The sequence below is a fragment of the Sphingorhabdus sp. genome (assembly GCF_040079335.1).
In the GTDB taxonomy this organism is placed as follows: Bacteria; Pseudomonadota; Alphaproteobacteria; order Sphingomonadales; family Sphingomonadaceae; genus Sphingorhabdus_B.
Genome location: NZ_JBEBKL010000019.1, coordinates 1 through 17,243 on the forward strand (window position 1 = coordinate 1; position 17,243 = coordinate 17,243).

The following is a 17,243-nucleotide window of genomic DNA, read 5'->3' on the forward strand; positions in this document are numbered from 1 at the left end:
ACCCGCACCCGCCCCCACGGCCCTGTAATCGCCAGCGTCATTGTCGGCCACATCAGGTTGACGAAGAAGGTTGAGCCGTCGGGTGAGAAACAGGCCCCGGCGAATTCGGTTTGCACGCGGCTTTTGGCAAAGACATAGGCTTTGCCTGACGGCGTGATGCCGCGCAGGTGGTTGTCGACGATGTTGGTATATTGGTCTTCGCAGACCATCAGGTGCCCGGTCGGCATCACGCAAAGATTGTCGCCATAATTATAGGCGGCTGCATCGGCGGATTCGTAGAACAGATCGAGCTGGTCTGCCGCGCCGCCAGTGCCGGGGCGCAAGCGGTAGATCTGGCCACATTTGGCGGCTCCGCCATCGGTGCAGGCAAAATACAGCTCATCCTTGCCCCACCAGATGCCCTCACCGCGCGCGAACAGGGTCGCGCCTTTCGCCGCACCGCGTTTACGCAAATCATCATCGGGCGCTTCGGGATTATCGAGCGGGATCCAGCGCGGGGCATAGGCCTTTCCACGCGCGACGGCGGCCTCGCTCCAGTTGCGGCTGTCGCCGATGCCATCAAGCGCCAGCGCCTCGAGCCGACCGCCCTTCGCAAGATCACCCTTGGCATCGGGCAAAAAGCGATAGAGCAGGCTGTCGTCGCGATCTTCGGTCAGATAGACGATGCCGGTGCGCGGATCGACGCAGGCGGCTTCATGGTTGAAACGGCCCATCGCCTTCAATGGAACCGGTGCGACCAGCCCCATATGGCTCGACGGTACCTCGAAGATATAGCCATGATCCTTGCCGACAGTATCGCCAGCGCGCGTCACATTTTCCTCACAGGTGAGCCAGCTGCCCCAGGGCGTGATGCCGCCCGCGCAGTTGCGGATAGTGCCCGACAGGCTGAGCCACTGCTTTTCGACCTTCTGCGATTTCAGATCGTAGATCAGGGTCGTCGTTCCCCCTGGCAAGGGCATGCCGTCCTTGCCGCGATCATAGGCGGCGAAATCATCCGCCACCTTGCCGGTGAACGGACCAAAACGGCCATCGCGGATGTTGAGTTCATGGTTGCGAACCAGCGCAACCTTGCCCTTGCCCGCGGCAAAAGCGCCCATGCCGTCGCCTGCGCTCGGCACCAGATAGCCGTCGTCCATGATATTCCCGAAGCGCGAAATGACGCGGTAGGAAAAGCCCTTGGGCAGGTCGATCAGGTTGTTCGGATCGCGGATCAAAGCGCCATAGCCCGGAACCTCGCTGCGCGCCGCGGGCGGGATTTGCGCACAGGCGCGCTCGGCTATCCCGGCGAAGGCGAGGCTTCCGAGACCGAAATTGAAGTTGCGGCGGCTGATTTGCATTTGGAATCCCTCTGGCTTTTGCGAATGTTTGCCGTTGAACCGCAAAGATGACAAGACGGTTGCGATGTAAAGCTAGGTGGTGCGTGACCTGTAGTTTCGACTACTTTCCTCCCCAAAACCTCGTCACCCCCGCGCAGGCGGGGGTCCAACTCCCGTGGTGTAAATTTAAACGGCAGGAGTTGGATTCCCGCCTTCGCGGGAATGACGAAGCAAGTATGAGGGTAAGCGAAGATTCCAAGACCTGCTTTCTATGGGAGAGGGATAACTTGGCACAAAAGCTATTGCTTGTTAGAGGCCCGCCGCATGACTGAAATCACAAAACCTGTCCGCACCCGTGTTGCCCCCTCGCCCACCGGCGACCCGCATGTCGGCACCGCCTATATCGCGCTGATCAACTATTGCTTTGCCAAAAAGCATGGTGGGCAGTTTTTGCTGCGGATTGAGGATACCGATCAGGTGCGCTCGACCCGCGAATCCGAAGAGAAGATCCTCGATTCGCTGCGCTGGCTCGGCCTCAGCTGGGATGAAGGCCCCGATGTCGGCGGCCCGCATGGCCCCTATCGCCAGTCTGAACGCAGCGCGATCTATACCGAGCATTGCAACCGGCTCTTGAACGATGGCCATGCCTTCAAATGCTATTGCACGCCCGAAGAGCTTGCCAGTATGCGCGCGCAGCAGATGGCGGCGAAGCAGCCGCCCAAATATGACGGTCGCTGCGCCAAGTTGACTCAGGCCGAATGTGCCGAGCGCGATGCCAAGGGCATGAGCCATGTCGTGCGCATGATGGTGCCAAGCGAAGGCGTGTGTGTGGTGCAGGATACGCTGCGTGGGCCGATCGAGTTCGAATATTCGGTGGTCGATATGCAGGTGCTGATGAAGTCGGACGGCCTGCCGACCTATCACCTCGCCAATGTCGTTGACGATCACCTGATGGGGATCACCCATGTGATGCGCGGCGAGGAGTGGATTTCCTCCGCGCCCAAGCATCTGTTGCTGTATCAATATTTCGGTTGGGAGCCGCCAGTGCTGACGCATTTGCCGTTGCTGCGCAACGCCGACCGGTCGAAATTGTCGAAGCGCAAGAACCCGACGAGCATTTTATACTACCAACGCGCTGGATATCTGCCGGCGGCGATGCTTAACTTCTTGGGATTGTTCATTAAATCTTCCGGTGAGGAGGATGAGAAGACCAGTATGCGCGATCTGATAGAGGGCTTTGACATAGGTCATATTTCTCTGGGTGGCCCGGTGTTCGATACTTCGAAACTCGATTGGCTCAATGGCCGCTACATGCGCGAAGAGCTGACCACCTCGCAATTCCTCGAAGAAGTGCGCAAATGGGCGCTCAACGACGAATATCTGACCCCGATCGCAGAAATGGCACAGAGCCGGATCGTCAAACTCGGCGATCTGGGCGCGCTCGTTGCCCCCTTCTTCATGAACCGCATCGAAGGCATGACAGCCGAAAAACTGCGCGACGGCGTTAAGATCGAAGCCGACCAGCAACGCGCGGCCTATACCCTCGCACTGCAGCAATTCGACGCTATGATTGAATGGAACAAGGAAGGCGTCGACGCCGCGCTTCGCAAGACAGCGGCGGTACTCGAGATCAAGCTGAAGGACATGATCCGCGCCTTCTATCTCGCTGTCCTCGGTAGCCCGCAAGGTGTCCCGCTGTTCGATGCCATCACCCATCTCGGCCGCGACATCCTCCGCGAACGCCTCCGTCATTCGATGGAGTTGCTAGGACCGGCGACAAAGAAGGAGACTGAGGCTTGGACTGCTGCGCTGGCGAGGGCTGAAGCTTCGGAATGATGTAAAAGAGGCAAGAGAGGGAGAGGGGGCAGCGTTTCTATGCAAGGCAAGCAAGATATCGAAGCATTGATCCAGCTCACTTTTGATATCGGCATGACCATCCATCAGGATGTCGGCCCCGGATTGATCGAATCGGTCTATGAACGGGTACTAGCGGACCGTTTGCAGCAATTGGGGGTAAAAGTGGATCGGCAGAAGCCGGTCCACGTAGATATCTATGGCAAACGCTATGATGACGCTTTTCGCTACGATCTATTGCTTGACGAAATTCTACTCGTAGAAATCAAATCAATAGAGAAGCTCGGGCCGATCCACAGCAAGCAAGTCCTTACTTACATCCGTCTAATGAACCTTCGCTATGGCCTCCTGCTCAATTTTGGCAGTGAAGTTTTTCGTCAAGGAATGCGCCGTATCGTCAATGATCGACATGGCTGAAAAGCGCCGTCACCTCTTCCCCTCTTGCCTCTTTCACAAATGGAAAGGGCGTTAGGCCATGCCTGGAATCCAATTACACGAAAGTTGGAAGGCGCCATTGCTTCCTGAGTTCGACGCCGAATATATGACGCAGTTGCGCTCGTTCCTCGTCGCCGAAAAGGCTGCCGGAAAGCACATCTACCCCAAAGGCGGCGAGTGGTTCCGGGCAATGGACCTGACACCGCTCGACAAAGTCCGTGTAGTGATATTGGGGCAGGATCCCTATCATGGCCCGGGGCAAGCGCATGGGCTGTGCTTCAGCGTAAAGCCCGGCGTTCCACCACCGCCAAGTCTGGTGAACATTTACAAGGAACTGCAGTCGGACCTCGGTATCGAACGCCCGCGCCACGGATTTCTTGAGCATTGGGCGCAGCAGGGTGTGCTCTTGCTCAACAGCGTGCTCACCGTCGAAATGGCCAAGGCCGCCTCACATCAGGGCAAGGGTTGGGAGCGCTTCACCGATGCCGTCATCCGGCTGGTTAATGCCAAAGAGCAGCCGGTCGTGTTCCTTCTATGGGGTGCCTATGCCCAGAAGAAAGCAGCCTTTGTCGATGCGTCAAAGCATCTGGTGCTAAAGGCCGCACATCCCTCACCCTTGTCGGCGCACAACGGCTTTCTTGGGTGTCGGCATTTTTCGAAGTGCAACGTGTTTCTCGAAAGCAAAGGCCTGCCGCCGATTGACTGGGCGCTACCGGAAGTCTGACGACTACCCCTTATACATCCCATCGACGCGATCTTTGTAGCGTTCGCGGATCATATGGCGTCGTATCTTCATGCTGGGCGTCATTTCGCCATTTTCGATAGTGAAAGGTTCATCAGCAAATTCGAACTGGCGGACCTTTTCAGTCACTGACAGGTCCTTGTTCACCCGGTCAACTGCAGCCCGCACCGCCGCCCGAAACTGGGGATTATCCTGCAATTCGGAGAAGTCGTAACGCATTCCTTGCCCGCGTGCCCAATCGAGCGCCCATTCGGGATCGGGTACGATCAGGCCGACGATATACGGCCGTTTGTCGCCTGAAACCATTGCCTGCAGGATTTCGGGCTGCAGCGTCAGCATGCCTTCCACCTTTTGCGGCGCGACGTTGTCGCCCTTGTCGTTGACGATGATGTCTTTCTTTCGGTCGGTTATCTTGATCCGGCCCTTTTCATCGAAATGGCCAATATCGCCCGTATGCAGCCAGCCATCCTTGATGACCCGCGCCGTTTCGGCATCGTTGTTCCAATAGCCGAGCATTACTAGCTCGCCGCGCACAAGGATTTCGCCATCGTCGGCCATTTTGACTTCTACGCCTTTCAACGGCGCGCCGACCGTGTCCATCTTGATCCCGGTCTTGGGCCGATTGCAGCTGACTACCGGACCGCTTTCGGTCTGGCCATAGCCTTGCAGCAGCGTGATACCCAGCGACTGGAAAAACACGCCGATGTCTGGATTGAGCGGAGCGCCACCCGATACCATCGCCTTCATCCGTCCGCCAAACCGTGCCCTGATCTTGGGCTTCAATGTGCGAGATAGAATCGCGCGCATCGGCGCATCGCGCAGGCGCTTCTTGCCGCCATAGTCGCGCTCGCCAATGGTAAGCGCCTTGTCGAGCAGATAGCTTGGCACCTTGCCCTGTTTTTCGACCTGCTTGATCATGCGCGCGCGGAGCACTTCGAACAGACGCGGGACAACGACCATGATCGTCGGCTGGGTTTCCTCGATATTGCTCGCCAGCTTTTCGAGACCCTCCGCATAATAGATTTCCGCGCCGACCCCGATGGGCAGGAACTGCCCGCCTGAATGCTCATAAGCATGGCTCAAGGGCAAGAAGGATAGGAATCGTTCGTTATCAAGCCCGAAATCTTCACGAAGTACCTGCGCTGCACCATCGACATTGCAGATGATCGAGCCATGGTGCAGCATCACTCCACGCGGAGCACCACCTGTGCCGCTGGTGTAGATGATACATGCGAGTTCGCGCCTGCCGACATGTGCCATTTCTTCGGTTAGTGCCTTCACATCGGCATCATTGCCCTGCACCAGATCCGTCCAGTCATGATGCTTTTGCTGCCCGCGCTGGGTGACCTTGAGCGGCTCCATGCCGATCACAAATTCACATTCGGACGACCGCACCACGGCAGACATCAGATGCTGGGCAAGTTTGGCCGTAGAAACTATCACCGCCCGCGACTGGCTGTTGTCCAATATATGCTGGTGATCGCGTTCAGTATTGGTGGTGTAGGTTGGCACGGTAACGCAACCCGCCGCCATGATAGCAAGGTCGGCGATGCACCATTCGGGCCGGTTTTCAGAAACGAGCATCACCCGATCGCCTTTTTTGAGGCCCATCGCCCTCAGGCTTTTGGCAAGGCCTGCAACGCGGCGCGCTGTTTCGGCCCAGCTGATCGTGCGCCATTCGTCGCCATGTTTGAAGCCTAGAAACGGCCGGTCGCCGCGCAATGCCGCGCGCGACAGGAACATGCTCACCAGATTGGGAACGGTTTCAAAATCGTTGAAATTGTCTGCCACCAAAAACTCTCCCGGGGTGGTCCAATTGCGGACTCATTCGACTTTCAAACGCTAGCGCCGCCGGTTGCACTAGGCAAGGCCGGGTCAGCCTACGCTGGCTGCGGGTGCACCATCTTTCGCCCTGTCGCCGTCGATCAATTCTTGCTTGCCTTTAGCATCGACAGAAACCGCAGTGCCCTCGCTGCGTGGATCAGCGGCACCGGTCCATTTGCCATCAACCAATTGTACACCGTTAACCTTCGATCCCAGATCGGCAGGTTTCACCTGCTGGCCGAAAGCTGCAATCATATCGAGGGCATTGGCCAGCGCTGTATTTTCCTCGACCAACAACGACCCGCCGCCAAAATAGATGTTCGGCAATGCAATCGCTTCTTTCAGGGGCAGGCCAAAGTCGAGCACACCGACGAGCGTCTTGGTGACGTGCATGATGATACGCTTGCCGCCGGCAGACCCGAGCGCGAGTACCGGTTTGCCATCACGATCGAAAACAATCGTCGGGGCCATCGACGACAATGGCCGCTTCCCGCCTTCCACCCGGTTGGCAACGGGCGCGCCATCCTTTTCAGGGGCGAAGGTGAAGTCGGTGAGTTCGTTGTTGAGAAAGAAACCACCTGCAATCAGTTGGCTGCCAAACGGCCCCTCAATGGTCGAAGTCATATTGGCGATGCTGCCCTTTGCATCGACCGCCGAGAAATGCGTCGTCCCGGCCACTTCGCCCGAAATCGCCGCTGTACGGGGCATCGCGCCGGGAGGACTGCCTGCGGGATAGTCTGTACGCGCCTTCGCCGGATCGATCAACGCGGAGCGTTCAGCCAGATAGGCCTTGTCGATCAGGCCGGATACCGGAACCTGCACGAACGACGCGTCACCCAGATATTTTTCGCGATCAGCATAAGCCAGCTGCATCGCCTGCCCGATCAGATACCAGCTCTTCGGGTCGTCCTTGCCCATAGCCTTCATGTCGAAACGCTCAAGCGAGCCGAGTATCTGCAACACCGTGGTCGCACCCGAAGAGGGCGGGGCCATGCCGCACACCACATAAACGCGGTATGGCGCGCAGACGGCATTTTGCTCAACCGCCTTATAGGCAGCAAGATCAGCAAGCGTCATATCTCCCGGCGCAACCGGGCTTTTGGTCACACTGTCGACGATGCTGTTGGCAATCGCGCCAGTGTAAAAGGCATTGGGGCCCTTCTTCGCGATCAGCTTCAAGGTTTTCGCCAACGCGGGATTGCGCAACGTCATGCCTGCCTTGGCGGGTTTGCCGTTGACCCAATATATGGACTTTGCAGTTTCAAACTGGGGCCAAAGCCGCTCGATCATCAACAACCGGGAATCGAGCGTCTGGTTGACCACGAAGCCCTTATCGGCGAGCCGGATCGCCGGTTTGAAAATCTCGGCCCATTTGAGCTTGCCCCATTTGCGATGCGCCTCTGCCATCAGGCTGATATTGCCCGGCACACCCACCGATTTACCGCCCGGAAAAGCCTGCAGGAAGGGCAGCGGTTTACCCTCGGCATCGGTAAAGCGCTGAGGTGTAGCGGCAGCAGGGGCAGTTTCGCGGCCGTTGATAGTGCTGATCGTCGCACCCTTGGCATCGTAGTGCACCAGAAAACCGCCACCACCGATTCCGCTGGATTGCGGTTCAACCACCGTTAGCGCGAGCATCATCGCCATCGCCGCATCGGAAGCCGATCCACCTTTAGCCAGAATTTCGGCTCCAGCGGCAGTCGCCCGGGGGTCGGCAGAGGTGGCTATGCCCTTCGATTGGGCAGCGAGTGGTGATGCGGCAAATGCAAACAGTGCGACTAGAAACAGGCTGAGTTTTTTCATAGGACTATTCCGTAACGGTGCTTATGCGCGAGGCAAAGCCTCAATCGACATCGACGCCGATTGCCTGTGTAATATTGTCAAACCCGTCGCGCTGCAGCAGCTGGGCGAGCCCCATGTTGATCCGCCGCGCCAGGAACGGCCCTTCATAGACCAGTGCACTATAAAGCTGCACGAGGGAAGCGCCTGCCCTTATGCGCGCATAGGCATCTTCCGCAGAGGCTATTCCTCCCACACCAATCAACGGGACCTGACCTGCGGTTGCCTTGCGAAAGTCGATCAGGCGCTGCTGCGCCAATGCCGTGAGCGGAGCGCCCGACAGGCCGCCCGCTTCACCGGCATGGCGCGATTTTAGCGGAGGGCGGGTAATCGTGGTGTTGCTTACGATCAACGCATCGATGCCACGGTCAATCAAAACAGCTGCGATATCGTCAATATCGGCAGGCTCCAGATCGGGGGCCACTTTCAGGAACAAGGGCGGTCCGGCGGGCGATGCCTCGCGAACACGCAGCAGCAAATCGTCGAGCGCAGCCTTGTCCTGCAATGCTCTCAAACCAGGTGTATTCGGCGAACTGATGTTGACGGTCACATAATCGGCCAGTGGTGCGAGCCGCTGCATAGCCAAAACATAATCCGCAATCCGGTCTTCGCTGTCCTTATTGGCGCCGATGTTGATGCCGAGAGGTCCATATCGCCGCTCGCGCGAAACGGCGGCGATGCGGCCAGCGGCGGCTTCCATCCCGTCGTTATTGAAACCCATGCGGTTGATGACCGCGCGATCTTCGACCAATCGAAACAAGCGTGGATGCGGATTGCCTGATTGCGGGCGCGGGGTGACCGTGCCGATTTCGACAAAGCCGAAACCCAAAGCCGGGGCCTTGGCAAAAATCTCTGCATTTTTGTCATAGCCCGGGGCCAACCCGACAGGCGAAGGAAAATGCAGACCGGCAAGTTCGGAAGCTAGCGCGGCGAGGGGCTTCTTTCGCCCGGAATATGGGAGGGCACGCAGTGCAGCCAGCGAGAGGCCGTGTGCCGACTCGGCGTCAAAACCGAACAAAAAGGGACGGAGCAGTTGGTAAGTCACCGATTCGCTATGGCAGCGGCAAACGTAAACTTGCAATCGTTATAACGTCTTGTTTTGAAGCACCGAGGGCGATGATTGGCCGTAAATGTCAAATGTAAACTGCGACGATGACGATTCCGTGCAAGAAACTGTCACTTAGTTGGTGCATACAGTGTTTGCGACCCGAAGGGCTCGATGTCGAAAGACGAGAGTTCTTGACCTATTGAGGCCTGCCCTTGCGGCAGGCCTTTTTTTTGTCGTAACTTTCCCTATCATGCGGCCATAGGGAGCCCCGGTCGCAAAATGATCAATGTGCAATATCAAGCGCCGACAGAGCAGCTTCAACAACTCGTGTCCTCCCTATATCGCTTCGACTATAGCGGCGATGCGCTGCACGAAGTGGAACGCGCCGATCGTGCCCAGTTCCGCATCATGCTGTCGGGCCACGGCTCCTATCGCTTTTCGGATGGTGTTGAATATCCGACCTATCCGGTAACGGTTATCGGCCCCACCACCCGCCCGTTCGAGGCAATCGCGTCCGAGCCGGTCAGCATATTTGGCTGGGGCATGTTACCTGCGGGTTGGGCAGTCCTGATGGGCGCCGAAGCGGAAAACTGGATTGACAAGGCGTTCGATGCGCGCCGTGTGTTCGGCGACACCATCATGGAATTGCGTGAAGAGCTGATTGCGCTTGCCGAGCCAGCCGCCCAATTTGCGCTGGGCGATGCGGCTGCCGCCGAAATCTATCGCAAGCTCGACGGGGCGCCATTCGAGTTCACGGCGATGGTCGATCGCTGGCTGGTCGACGATAGTGACCCTGATGTCGACGTACTCATTACCGAATCCGGGCTATCACCTCGGCAATTGGAGCGAATGACCAACCGCTATTACGGCATGCCTCCTAAAAAGCTGGCACGGAAATACCGGGCGCTGCGGGCTGCCAACCGGATCGCACATGGCGACAGCCTTGATGACACCGACCTTGGCCTCGCATTTTACGACCAGTCGCACCTTACCCGGGAAGTGAAGCAATTCACCGGGCTCACTCCGGGGCAATTACGCGCAGGAAAATCGGAACTTACAAAAGCGACGATGATGGGACGGAGCGCACTTGGCGACAAAGTCAGTCCGTTGATTTCGGAGAGCTAGATTCGTTCGCTTTCTCGCGTTGCGCACCATTATCCTGTGCCTTGCGTCGTCGCAAATTGGCACGCAATGCTTCTGCAAGACGTTGCTCACGCGAAGGGGTTTGGGGCTTTGTCATAAATTCCCGATGCCAAAGCTGATCGAAGCGCGCAAGCGGCTTGACAAGCGTCGCGCCGCTAAGCATAGGGCCGCCTCTTCCGGCGCTGCTGTAGCTCAGTGGTAGAGCACTCCCTTGGTAAGGGAGAGGCCGCGAGTTCAATCCTCGCCAGCAGCACCACTAATTTTTCCTGTCTAAAATCAAGGCGAATAGAGCAGATGTCCGCCATCGACGATGATGTCGCTGCCGGTCATGAAACGCGACGCATCTGACGCCAGCAAGAGCAGCACACCGTCCAGATCGGGGAAATCGCCAAAGCGGCGCATCGCAATCCGCTTGCGCATCGCTTCACCCGCTTCGGAAGCCAGAAATTCGCGATTGAGATCGGTCGCGAAATAACCCGGCGAGATCGAGTTCACCCGGATATTGTAGCGCGCCAGCTCCTGCGCCAGTTGCCGCGTCATGTGCAGAACGCCCGCCTTAGATACGCTGTAAGGTGCAGCGCCCTTCATCCCTTGGTGCCCGGTGATCGACGCTATGTTGATGATTGATCCGCCCTGCCCCCGTTCGCGCATCTGCCTGGCGGCGGCCGTCGCGACTTGCCAGACGCCCTTCAGGTTGATGTCCATGACATAGTCATAATCGCCCTCGGTGAGATCCATGACCGAGCCGGATTTCTCCACCCCGGCATTATTGACGATGATGTCGAGCGGACCTGCTTCGGAAATTGCCTGTTCGACACTTGCATGATCCGAAACGTCAACGGTAACGGCTAAGGCCTTTCCACCCGCTTTCTGTATTTCGGCAACCAACGCCTCCAAAGGTTCCCGCCGGCGCGCAGCTACCACCACTTGGGCGCCACTAGAGGCGAGTACACGCGCGAAATGTGCGCCGAAGCCTTCGCTTGATGCGCCCGTAACCAGCGCCCGTTTGCCCGTTAAGTCTGCCGTGAGTTGCATTTTGCCCGTCATCCCTTGATATGTAGTTCAAAGTATTGATCGAATAGCATTAGATTAAGTTCAAGCCCCAATAGGAGAGGCGCATTGTCCGACCGTCCAAATCGATTGGCCGAATTGCGCGAAGAGGTCAGCAATTTTTTCGCGACCGACTATCCTCAATCGGTCCGCGAAAAAATCGCGAGCGGGCAGCGGCTGAAAAAATCCGATCAGATATTGTCGCAACAGGCGCTGAACGCCAAGGGTTGGCTGGGCGTCGGATGGCCCAAAGAGGATGGCGGCACAGGCTGGTCGGCGGTTGAACGTTATATTTTCGATCAGGAACTCGACCTTGCCGGTGCCGCGCCGATCATTCCGATGTCGGTGATCTATATAGGTCCGATACTTTGCGCCTTTGGAACCGAAGAGCAAAAGGCCCGCTGGTTGACTGGCATCCTCGAATCGCGCGATTTCTGGGCGCAGGGCTATACGGAACCTGAATCGGGGTCTGACCTTGCCAGCCTACGACTGTCTGCGGTGCGCGATGGTGATGACTATGTCATCAATGGTGCCAAAATCTGGACCTCGGGCGCGCATTGGGCGAACTGGATCTTCTGCCTCGCACGCACATCGAAAGAGGCGCGCAAGCAGGACGGCATTTCGATGATCTGCGTACCGATGGATCTGCCTGGTGTTACAGTGCACCCGATTCCGCTGATCGACGGTTCTGCCGAGCTCAACCGCGTCGAGTTTGACAATGTCCGTGTCTCTGCCGAATTTCGCATCGGTGATGAGGGCAAGGGCTGGCATTATGCCAATGTCCTGCTGAAGAATGAGCGGCTGTCCTATGCGCATATTGGCGCGAAGCGGCGCGATATAGAGCGGTTGCGCGCCCGCTTGGCACAATGGCGCGAGTGCGGTGAAAAGGCAGCGTTGGTCCATAAGCTGGCGGGTATCGAGGCCAAACTCGATGTCATCGAATCTGCAATTTTGCGCGTGCTCGGCACCGACATGGAGATGGCAACCGCGGCCTTCCTGAAAATCGCCTGCACCGAGTGCGCGCAGGCAATCTCTGCGTTGGCAGTCGACATAGCCGGGCCGGGCCGCGCGCCGATGCCAGACCATGCACAGGCCGATTGGGCCAAGGTCGCACCGCTGGTTCCACCCGCCTGCGCCATTGCCCCGCAATCCTATTTCTTCGAACGCGCACAGACCATCTATGGCGGCTCGACCGAAATTCAGAAGAACATATTATGGAGGGCCATAAGTGGCTGACAATCTTTCCCAACGCGCACTCGAAATTGGCGCGAATGTTGAGCGTTTCGTCCGCGACGTCGTGATCCCTTACGAAAAGGATCCGCGCCGCGACCATCATGGCGCGCCGCTTGACGCACTGGTCTATGAGATGCGGGACAAGGCACGCGCGGCTGGTGTGTTGACGCCGCATGTCTTGGCCGATGGTTCGCATCTGACCCAGCTTGAAACCGCCTTTGTTCTGCAAAAATCCGGCTTGTCGCCGCTCGGTCCGCTTGCGGTCAACACCATGGCCCCTGACGAGGGCAATATGTACCTGATCGGCCATGTCGGCAGTCCGGAGATGAAGCAGCGCTTTCTGAAGCCGCTGGTCGAAGGTCGCGCACGATCGGCCTTTTTCATGACCGAACCGGCAGCAGAAAACGGCGCAGGCTCCGACCCGTCGATGATGAAAACAACCTGCAAGCTCGAAGGCAATCACTGGGTCATCAATGGCCGCAAGGCGTTCATTACTGGGGCCGAAGGCGCGACCGTCGGCATTGTTATGGCGAAGGCCGATGAAGGGGCCTGCATGTTTCTGGTCGATCTGCCCGACCCTGCCATCCGCATCGAACATGTGCCCAACACCATCGACAATTCGATGCCCGGCGGACATGCAACGGTGATTATCGACAATCTGCGCGTCCCTGCCGACCAGATGCTCGGCGTAGCCGGCGAAGGCTTCAAATATGCCCAAATCCGTCTCTCGCCCGCAAGGCTGTCGCATTGTATGCGCTGGCACGGCTGCTGCGAACGGGCGCATGAAATCGCCTCAGACTATGCCAACCGCCGTGAGGCATTCGGAAAGCCACTGATCGACCATGAAGGCGTCGGCTTCATGCTGGCCGAAAATCTCATCGATCTGAAGCAGGCGCAGTTGATGATCGATTGGTGCGCCTCGGTGCTCGACACCGGCTCACTGGGAACAGTCGAAAGCTCTATGACCAAGGTCGCGGTGTCCGAAGCGTTGATGCGTATCGCCGACCGCTGCGTTCAGGTGATGGGCGGCACCGGGGTGACCGACCAGACCATTGTCGAACAAATCTTCCGCGAAGTCCGCGCCTTTCGCATCTATGACGGCCCGACCGAGGTGCACAAATGGAGCCTCGCCAAAAAGATTAGACGCGACTGGAAAGCTGCACAGGCCTGAGCAATCCGTCCTGCCTAAACCTGCTTCCCGACCAATTTGATGGCAGATTGCAGCACAGAAACCGGTTGCAACCATTGGTAAACAATGGGACAAATACTGACTGACAGGGCTGCGATGGTGGCCAGCCCTTTTGGACGGGAAGGGGCGCTGAGAATTGACCGCTAACGACCCGGAAAACGCCGATCCCGGCGCAAAATCAGCATCCGTTTTCTTCAGCTACGCCCGTGCGGATCAGGCCAAAGCCAAACAAATCATCGGCCTGATCGAAGCCGCTGGTTTTTCTGTCTGGTGGGATGGACTGCTGGGAGGTGGAGACCGCTTCTCACGCACAACCGCGGATGCGCTTGAAAGGGCGCAAGCCGTTGTCGTGTTGTGGTCTAAAAACTCCATCGAGTCACACTGGGTCCATGACGAGGCGACGCGGGGAAGAGACCGGCGGGTTTTGGTTCCACTTTCGCTCGACGGCGCGCTTCCTCCATTGGGTTTTGGGCAATTCCAGGCGATTGATCTTTCGCACTCCAAACTGAGCGCGAAAGACACCGAAGTGCAACGCATGCTGCAGGCGGTAGGCGCGATGCACGGCGCGAGGCCGCAGGAGGCCATCCCCCGTTCGGCTCCCCGACAGCCGTTGCTCAATCGCCGCAATGCGGTGATTGGCGCCGGAGCAGCGACTGCCCTATTGGCGGCGGGTTTTGCTTCCTATCGATCAGGTTTGTTCGGCGGGAATGCCGCAAATGCGAACCGCGTCGCCATCTTGCCGTTCGACAATATCAGCGGAAATCCGGCTTTTGGCTATCTCGCGGATGGATTGTCGACCGAGATCCGATCTACCCTGTCGCAAAACGGGGCTTTGCAGGTGGTTGGCCAAGCATCTTCCGAAGCGTTCGATCGCGGCAAGGAAGACATTGTGGCATTCGCACGGAAGTTGCGCGCAGCGCTTCTCATCGACGGCGCCGTCAGGGTGGCTAATGGCGTTATACGTGTGACGATCGACCTTATCGACGGTAAGACCGGCGTAAACCGTCCATCACGCACTTTTGAAAAGCCACTCGACGATGTCCTTGCGGTGCAGCGGGAAATCGCCGGGGCGATCGCTGCGGAACTTGCAACCGAATTGGGCAGCGGCGGCGCTGTTGTTGGCGGGACATCGAATGTCGTCGCTTACGATCGTTATCTGCGCGGCAAGGACCTTTATGCCCATGCAAGCAACGAAGCTGAAGAACGTGAAGCGGTAACTCGGTTCGAGGCCGCTATTTCGGCGGACCCCGATTTTGCAGCTGCGCATGCTGGCCGAGCCCGCGCGCTGGCTTCGGTGGCCGGCCAATATGGCAGCGCGGCCGAGATAAAGCTCTATTATGATACCGCGATTTCATCGGCCAGACGTGCGGTCGAGCTGGCACCGCGTCTGGCGGATGCACATTCAGCCTTGGCGTTGATCCTGTTTCAAGGCGTTCTCGACATAAAAGCGGCGCGCGCACCATTCGATCTATCTTATAAGCTCGGCGAAGGGGAGGCTCCGGTACTCGCCCGTTTCGCAGTCTATTGTGCCGCGACCGGTCGGGACAGTGAGGCGATGACGGCGATCAGCCGCTCGGTGCTGCTCGACCCGCTCAACGCATTGATCCACCGCATTTTGGGGACGGTACATTTTGCGGCGCGACGCTATGCGGAGTCGATCGCCGCCGTCCGTGAAACCATCAGGATCAGCCCCGAACTGACCGACACCCGTTCGCGGATCGGCATGGCGCTCCTTGCGCAAAACAAGAACCGCGAGGCGCTCGGCGAGTTCGAGGCCGACAGCCACAAATGGTCGAAGCTCGCCGGTGTCGCCATTGCCCAGCACCGCTTGGGAAATACCGCCGCCGCCAAAGCGGCCTATGACGAACTGGTCAACGACACCGAGACGGTATCTTTATACCAACAGGGCCAGATACTTGCGCAATGGGGCAAGACTGCAGAAGCAGTGCTGGCGCTCTCAAAAGCACGTGAGCTACGCGATGGCGGCATGACGGCGGTCGGCTATGATCCGATGCTCGACCCGCTGCGCAAACTGCCCGATTTTATTCGGTTGCTTAAGGCGATGGGGTTCGGGTAAATTAAACTCCCATTTCAACAGGGGAGAGAGACCATGCGTAAATTGATAATTGCATCGACCATTGTCGCGTCGAGCATGATTTTGGCGGCTTGCCAACCAGCTGCTGAAGAAGAAACGATGGCAACCGAAGAAGCAGCCGCACCTGCTGATGCGGCCGCTGCACCCGCCGATGCCGCTGCGGCGCCGGCCGCTGATACTGCCAAGGAAGGTGAAGCTGCTGCTGACGACGCAGCCGCTGCCGCTCCCGCTGCTGCGGGTGAACAAACGGGTGCCGTAAAGGTAGGTCCGAGCAACTAAATGACTTCGGGGCGGTGCTAACGCACCGCCCCGCCCGTCTCCTTGTTTATCCATTGGTAAAAGTTGGAGACAAAAGTGAACACGGTGGGCACGCCATCGGGCGAACAGGATGTACCGCCTCCGCTGACAATACCCACCAGCTCTCGCGATTTGTTGATCAACGGCCCACCGCTATCATTGGTGCAGGTTTTCCGGACAGGCGATACGGCGCAAACCACCCGTTGATCAATCAATGCGGCGAGTTGCTTCCTGCAATCGGTACGATTCTGAATCGTTAGCGGAACTTGCAACAACAGGGAGTTCGTACGTCCAGCATTGCTTATTTTACCCCAGCCAAATGCCGTTACTCCATAGCCATGTGCAGGATCTTGCCTGCGATAAAGGCCTATTGGCCGCACTTGTGAAACCGGCGGTGCCTTATTCGGATCGATCTGAATTTTTATTAACGCAATGTCATTTGTCCGAAGTCCATTTCCGCTCGGCGGTGAAGCATGGATTTTGACATCGATTATGTCATAGGTCCATGCTCCGGACTTTGAGATATCTTCCTGACCCAGCCTGATTCTGTGCCCTGACTCTTTCATCGATTTATCAACGCAATGTGCCGCAGTTAACACCCATTGTCGATGAATCAGCGCGCCTCCACAGACATGCTGCAAGGCCCACAATTTTTCCCCTTTGGCGAGATATTTAGCATATACGGGCGCATTCCCCGGATAGAAAATCTGGGCTTGCCAGGGCGCCTCGGCATCGTTGACCGTGTGGCCGCCAAACGAACCACGTGTAGGACCTGCCGATTGCTCGGCATCAGATGCGTCGAAATATACAGCTTCGACGTCGGGAATACCGGTGGGTTCGCGAATAAGCTCCTCCCCGCGTTCACTGCTGTCCGACTCTTCTTCAGGATCACTGCTGTCGGTCAGATCAGATTCGAGCCAGGAGGATTCGGGCGACTCTGCCGAGAGATACTCAACTCCGACATTTGGGGGGAGCGGTTGCTCTTCTTCTTGTTGGTCAACCTCTTGCTGGTCTGCTTGAATATCCCCATCGGCTTGTGCGAATGCACCGCTACTGGTCGCCAGCACTATAATCGAAAAAAAAATGGACCGCCAAGACATGGGCTCTCTCCAGGTTCTGTCTGCCGAATTGTGGCGATAAGGCACCCAAAAAAAGGACGAGTCAATGTCGCCTTACTGTCG

Annotated in this window: 14 protein-coding genes and 1 tRNA gene; 9 read left to right on the forward strand and 6 right to left on the reverse strand. The window is 57.7% G+C overall.

What is annotated here, in order from left to right:
* A partial coding sequence (locus tag ABL922_RS07145) for an alkaline phosphatase PhoX (protein ID WP_349023522.1) occupies positions 1-1,337 on the reverse strand: 1,337 nt, incomplete at its 3' end.
* A gap of 303 nt (positions 1,338-1,640) precedes the next feature.
* Here ABL922_RS07145 and gltX point away from each other — a divergent pair.
* Genes gltX through ung form a run of 3 tightly spaced genes read left to right on the forward strand, consistent with a single transcriptional unit; the run spans position 1,641 to position 4,329 of the window.
* The gene (gltX, locus tag ABL922_RS07150; protein ID WP_349023523.1) at positions 1,641-3,152 is read left to right on the forward strand and encodes a glutamate--tRNA ligase; all 1,512 of its coding nucleotides are present in this window, start codon (positions 1,641-1,643) and stop codon (positions 3,150-3,152) included.
* 39 nt (positions 3,153-3,191) lie between these two features.
* Positions 3,192-3,587, forward strand: coding sequence for a GxxExxY protein (locus tag ABL922_RS07155; protein WP_349023524.1), 396 nt, complete (start codon positions 3,192-3,194; stop codon positions 3,585-3,587).
* Positions 3,588-3,645: 58 nt separating this feature from the next.
* Positions 3,646-4,329 carry a uracil-DNA glycosylase gene (gene ung / locus ABL922_RS07160; protein ID WP_349023525.1) on the forward strand — a complete coding sequence of 228 codons (684 nt, stop codon included), beginning with the start codon at positions 3,646-3,648 and terminating at the stop codon, positions 4,327-4,329.
* Positions 4,330-4,332: 3 nt separating this feature from the next.
* On the opposite strand, the gene ABL922_RS07165 is transcribed toward ung, so the two are convergent.
* From ABL922_RS07165 to ABL922_RS07175, 3 genes are all read right to left on the reverse strand, one after another.
* Positions 4,333-6,090, reverse strand: coding sequence for an AMP-dependent synthetase/ligase (locus ABL922_RS07165; RefSeq protein ID WP_349023556.1), 1,758 nt, complete (start codon positions 6,088-6,090; stop codon positions 4,333-4,335).
* 132 nt (positions 6,091-6,222) lie between these two features.
* Positions 6,223-7,971 carry a gamma-glutamyltransferase gene (gene ggt, locus ABL922_RS07170; RefSeq protein WP_349023526.1) on the reverse strand — a complete coding sequence of 583 codons (1,749 nt, stop codon included), beginning with the start codon at positions 7,969-7,971 and terminating at the stop codon, positions 6,223-6,225.
* A 40-nt stretch (positions 7,972-8,011) separates the two neighbouring features.
* On the reverse strand, positions 8,012-9,052 hold the full coding sequence (locus ABL922_RS07175) for a quinone-dependent dihydroorotate dehydrogenase (protein ID WP_349023527.1): 1,041 nt from the start codon (positions 9,050-9,052) through the stop codon (positions 8,012-8,014).
* 282 nt (positions 9,053-9,334) lie between these two features.
* Here ABL922_RS07175 and ABL922_RS07180 point away from each other — a divergent pair, with 282 nt between their 5' ends.
* On the forward strand, positions 9,335-10,180 hold the full coding sequence (locus tag ABL922_RS07180; protein ID WP_349023528.1) for a helix-turn-helix domain-containing protein: 846 nt from the start codon (positions 9,335-9,337) through the stop codon (positions 10,178-10,180).
* 199 nt (positions 10,181-10,379) lie between these two features.
* Positions 10,380-10,454 (forward strand) — tRNA-Thr (locus tag ABL922_RS07185).
* A 20-nt stretch (positions 10,455-10,474) separates the two neighbouring features.
* Here ABL922_RS07185 and ABL922_RS07190 read toward each other — a convergent pair.
* Positions 10,475-11,233 carry a glucose 1-dehydrogenase gene (locus ABL922_RS07190; protein WP_349023529.1) on the reverse strand — a complete coding sequence of 253 codons (759 nt, stop codon included), beginning with the start codon at positions 11,231-11,233 and terminating at the stop codon, positions 10,475-10,477.
* Between the two features lie 84 nt (positions 11,234-11,317).
* Here ABL922_RS07190 and ABL922_RS07195 point away from each other — a divergent pair, with 84 nt between their 5' ends.
* The 4 genes from ABL922_RS07195 to ABL922_RS07210 all read left to right on the forward strand — a co-directional run bounded on the left by ABL922_RS07195 (position 11,318) and on the right by ABL922_RS07210 (position 16,044).
* The gene (locus ABL922_RS07195) at positions 11,318-12,484 is read left to right on the forward strand and encodes an acyl-CoA dehydrogenase family protein (RefSeq protein WP_349023530.1); all 1,167 of its coding nucleotides are present in this window, start codon (positions 11,318-11,320) and stop codon (positions 12,482-12,484) included.
* Positions 12,477-13,652, forward strand: a complete 1,176-nt coding sequence (locus ABL922_RS07200; protein WP_349023531.1) for an acyl-CoA dehydrogenase family protein — start codon at positions 12,477-12,479, stop codon at positions 13,650-13,652. Before ABL922_RS07195 ends, ABL922_RS07200 begins: the two co-directional genes overlap by 8 nt.
* Positions 13,653-13,806: 154 nt before the next feature.
* The gene (locus ABL922_RS07205) at positions 13,807-15,747 is read left to right on the forward strand and encodes a TIR domain-containing protein (protein WP_349023532.1); all 1,941 of its coding nucleotides are present in this window, start codon (positions 13,807-13,809) and stop codon (positions 15,745-15,747) included.
* 33 nt (positions 15,748-15,780) lie between these two features.
* Entirely contained in the window at positions 15,781-16,044 is a 264-nt protein-coding gene (locus ABL922_RS07210) for a hypothetical protein (RefSeq protein ID WP_349023533.1), read from the forward strand.
* A gap of 17 nt (positions 16,045-16,061) precedes the next feature.
* On the opposite strand, the gene ABL922_RS07215 is transcribed toward ABL922_RS07210, so the two are convergent.
* Positions 16,062-17,129 (reverse strand): serine protease, encoded by a 1,068-nt coding sequence (locus tag ABL922_RS07215; RefSeq protein ID WP_349023534.1) that lies wholly within the window; start codon positions 17,127-17,129, stop codon positions 16,062-16,064.
* Positions 17,130-17,243: the final 114 nt, after the last annotated feature.

Excerpts from the sequence above, each read along its gene's own strand:
- gltX (WP_349023523.1), top strand. The coding sequence starts at position 1,641 with ATGACTGAAATCACAAAACCTGTCCGCACCCGTGTTGCCCCCTCGCCC.
- ABL922_RS07155 (WP_349023524.1), top strand. The coding sequence starts at position 3,192 with ATGCAAGGCAAGCAAGATATCGAAGCATTGATCCAGCTCACTTTTGAT.
- ung (WP_349023525.1), top strand. The coding sequence starts at position 3,646 with ATGCCTGGAATCCAATTACACGAAAGTTGGAAGGCGCCATTGCTTCCT.
- ABL922_RS07165 (WP_349023556.1), bottom strand. The coding sequence starts at position 6,090 with ATGTTCCTGTCGCGCGCGGCATTGCGCGGCGACCGGCCGTTTCTAGGC.
- ggt (WP_349023526.1), bottom strand. The coding sequence starts at position 7,971 with ATGAAAAAACTCAGCCTGTTTCTAGTCGCACTGTTTGCATTTGCCGCA.
- ABL922_RS07180 (WP_349023528.1), top strand. The coding sequence starts at position 9,335 with ATGATCAATGTGCAATATCAAGCGCCGACAGAGCAGCTTCAACAACTC.
- ABL922_RS07190 (WP_349023529.1), bottom strand. The coding sequence starts at position 11,233 with ATGCAACTCACGGCAGACTTAACGGGCAAACGGGCGCTGGTTACGGGC.
- ABL922_RS07210 (WP_349023533.1), top strand. The coding sequence starts at position 15,781 with ATGCGTAAATTGATAATTGCATCGACCATTGTCGCGTCGAGCATGATT.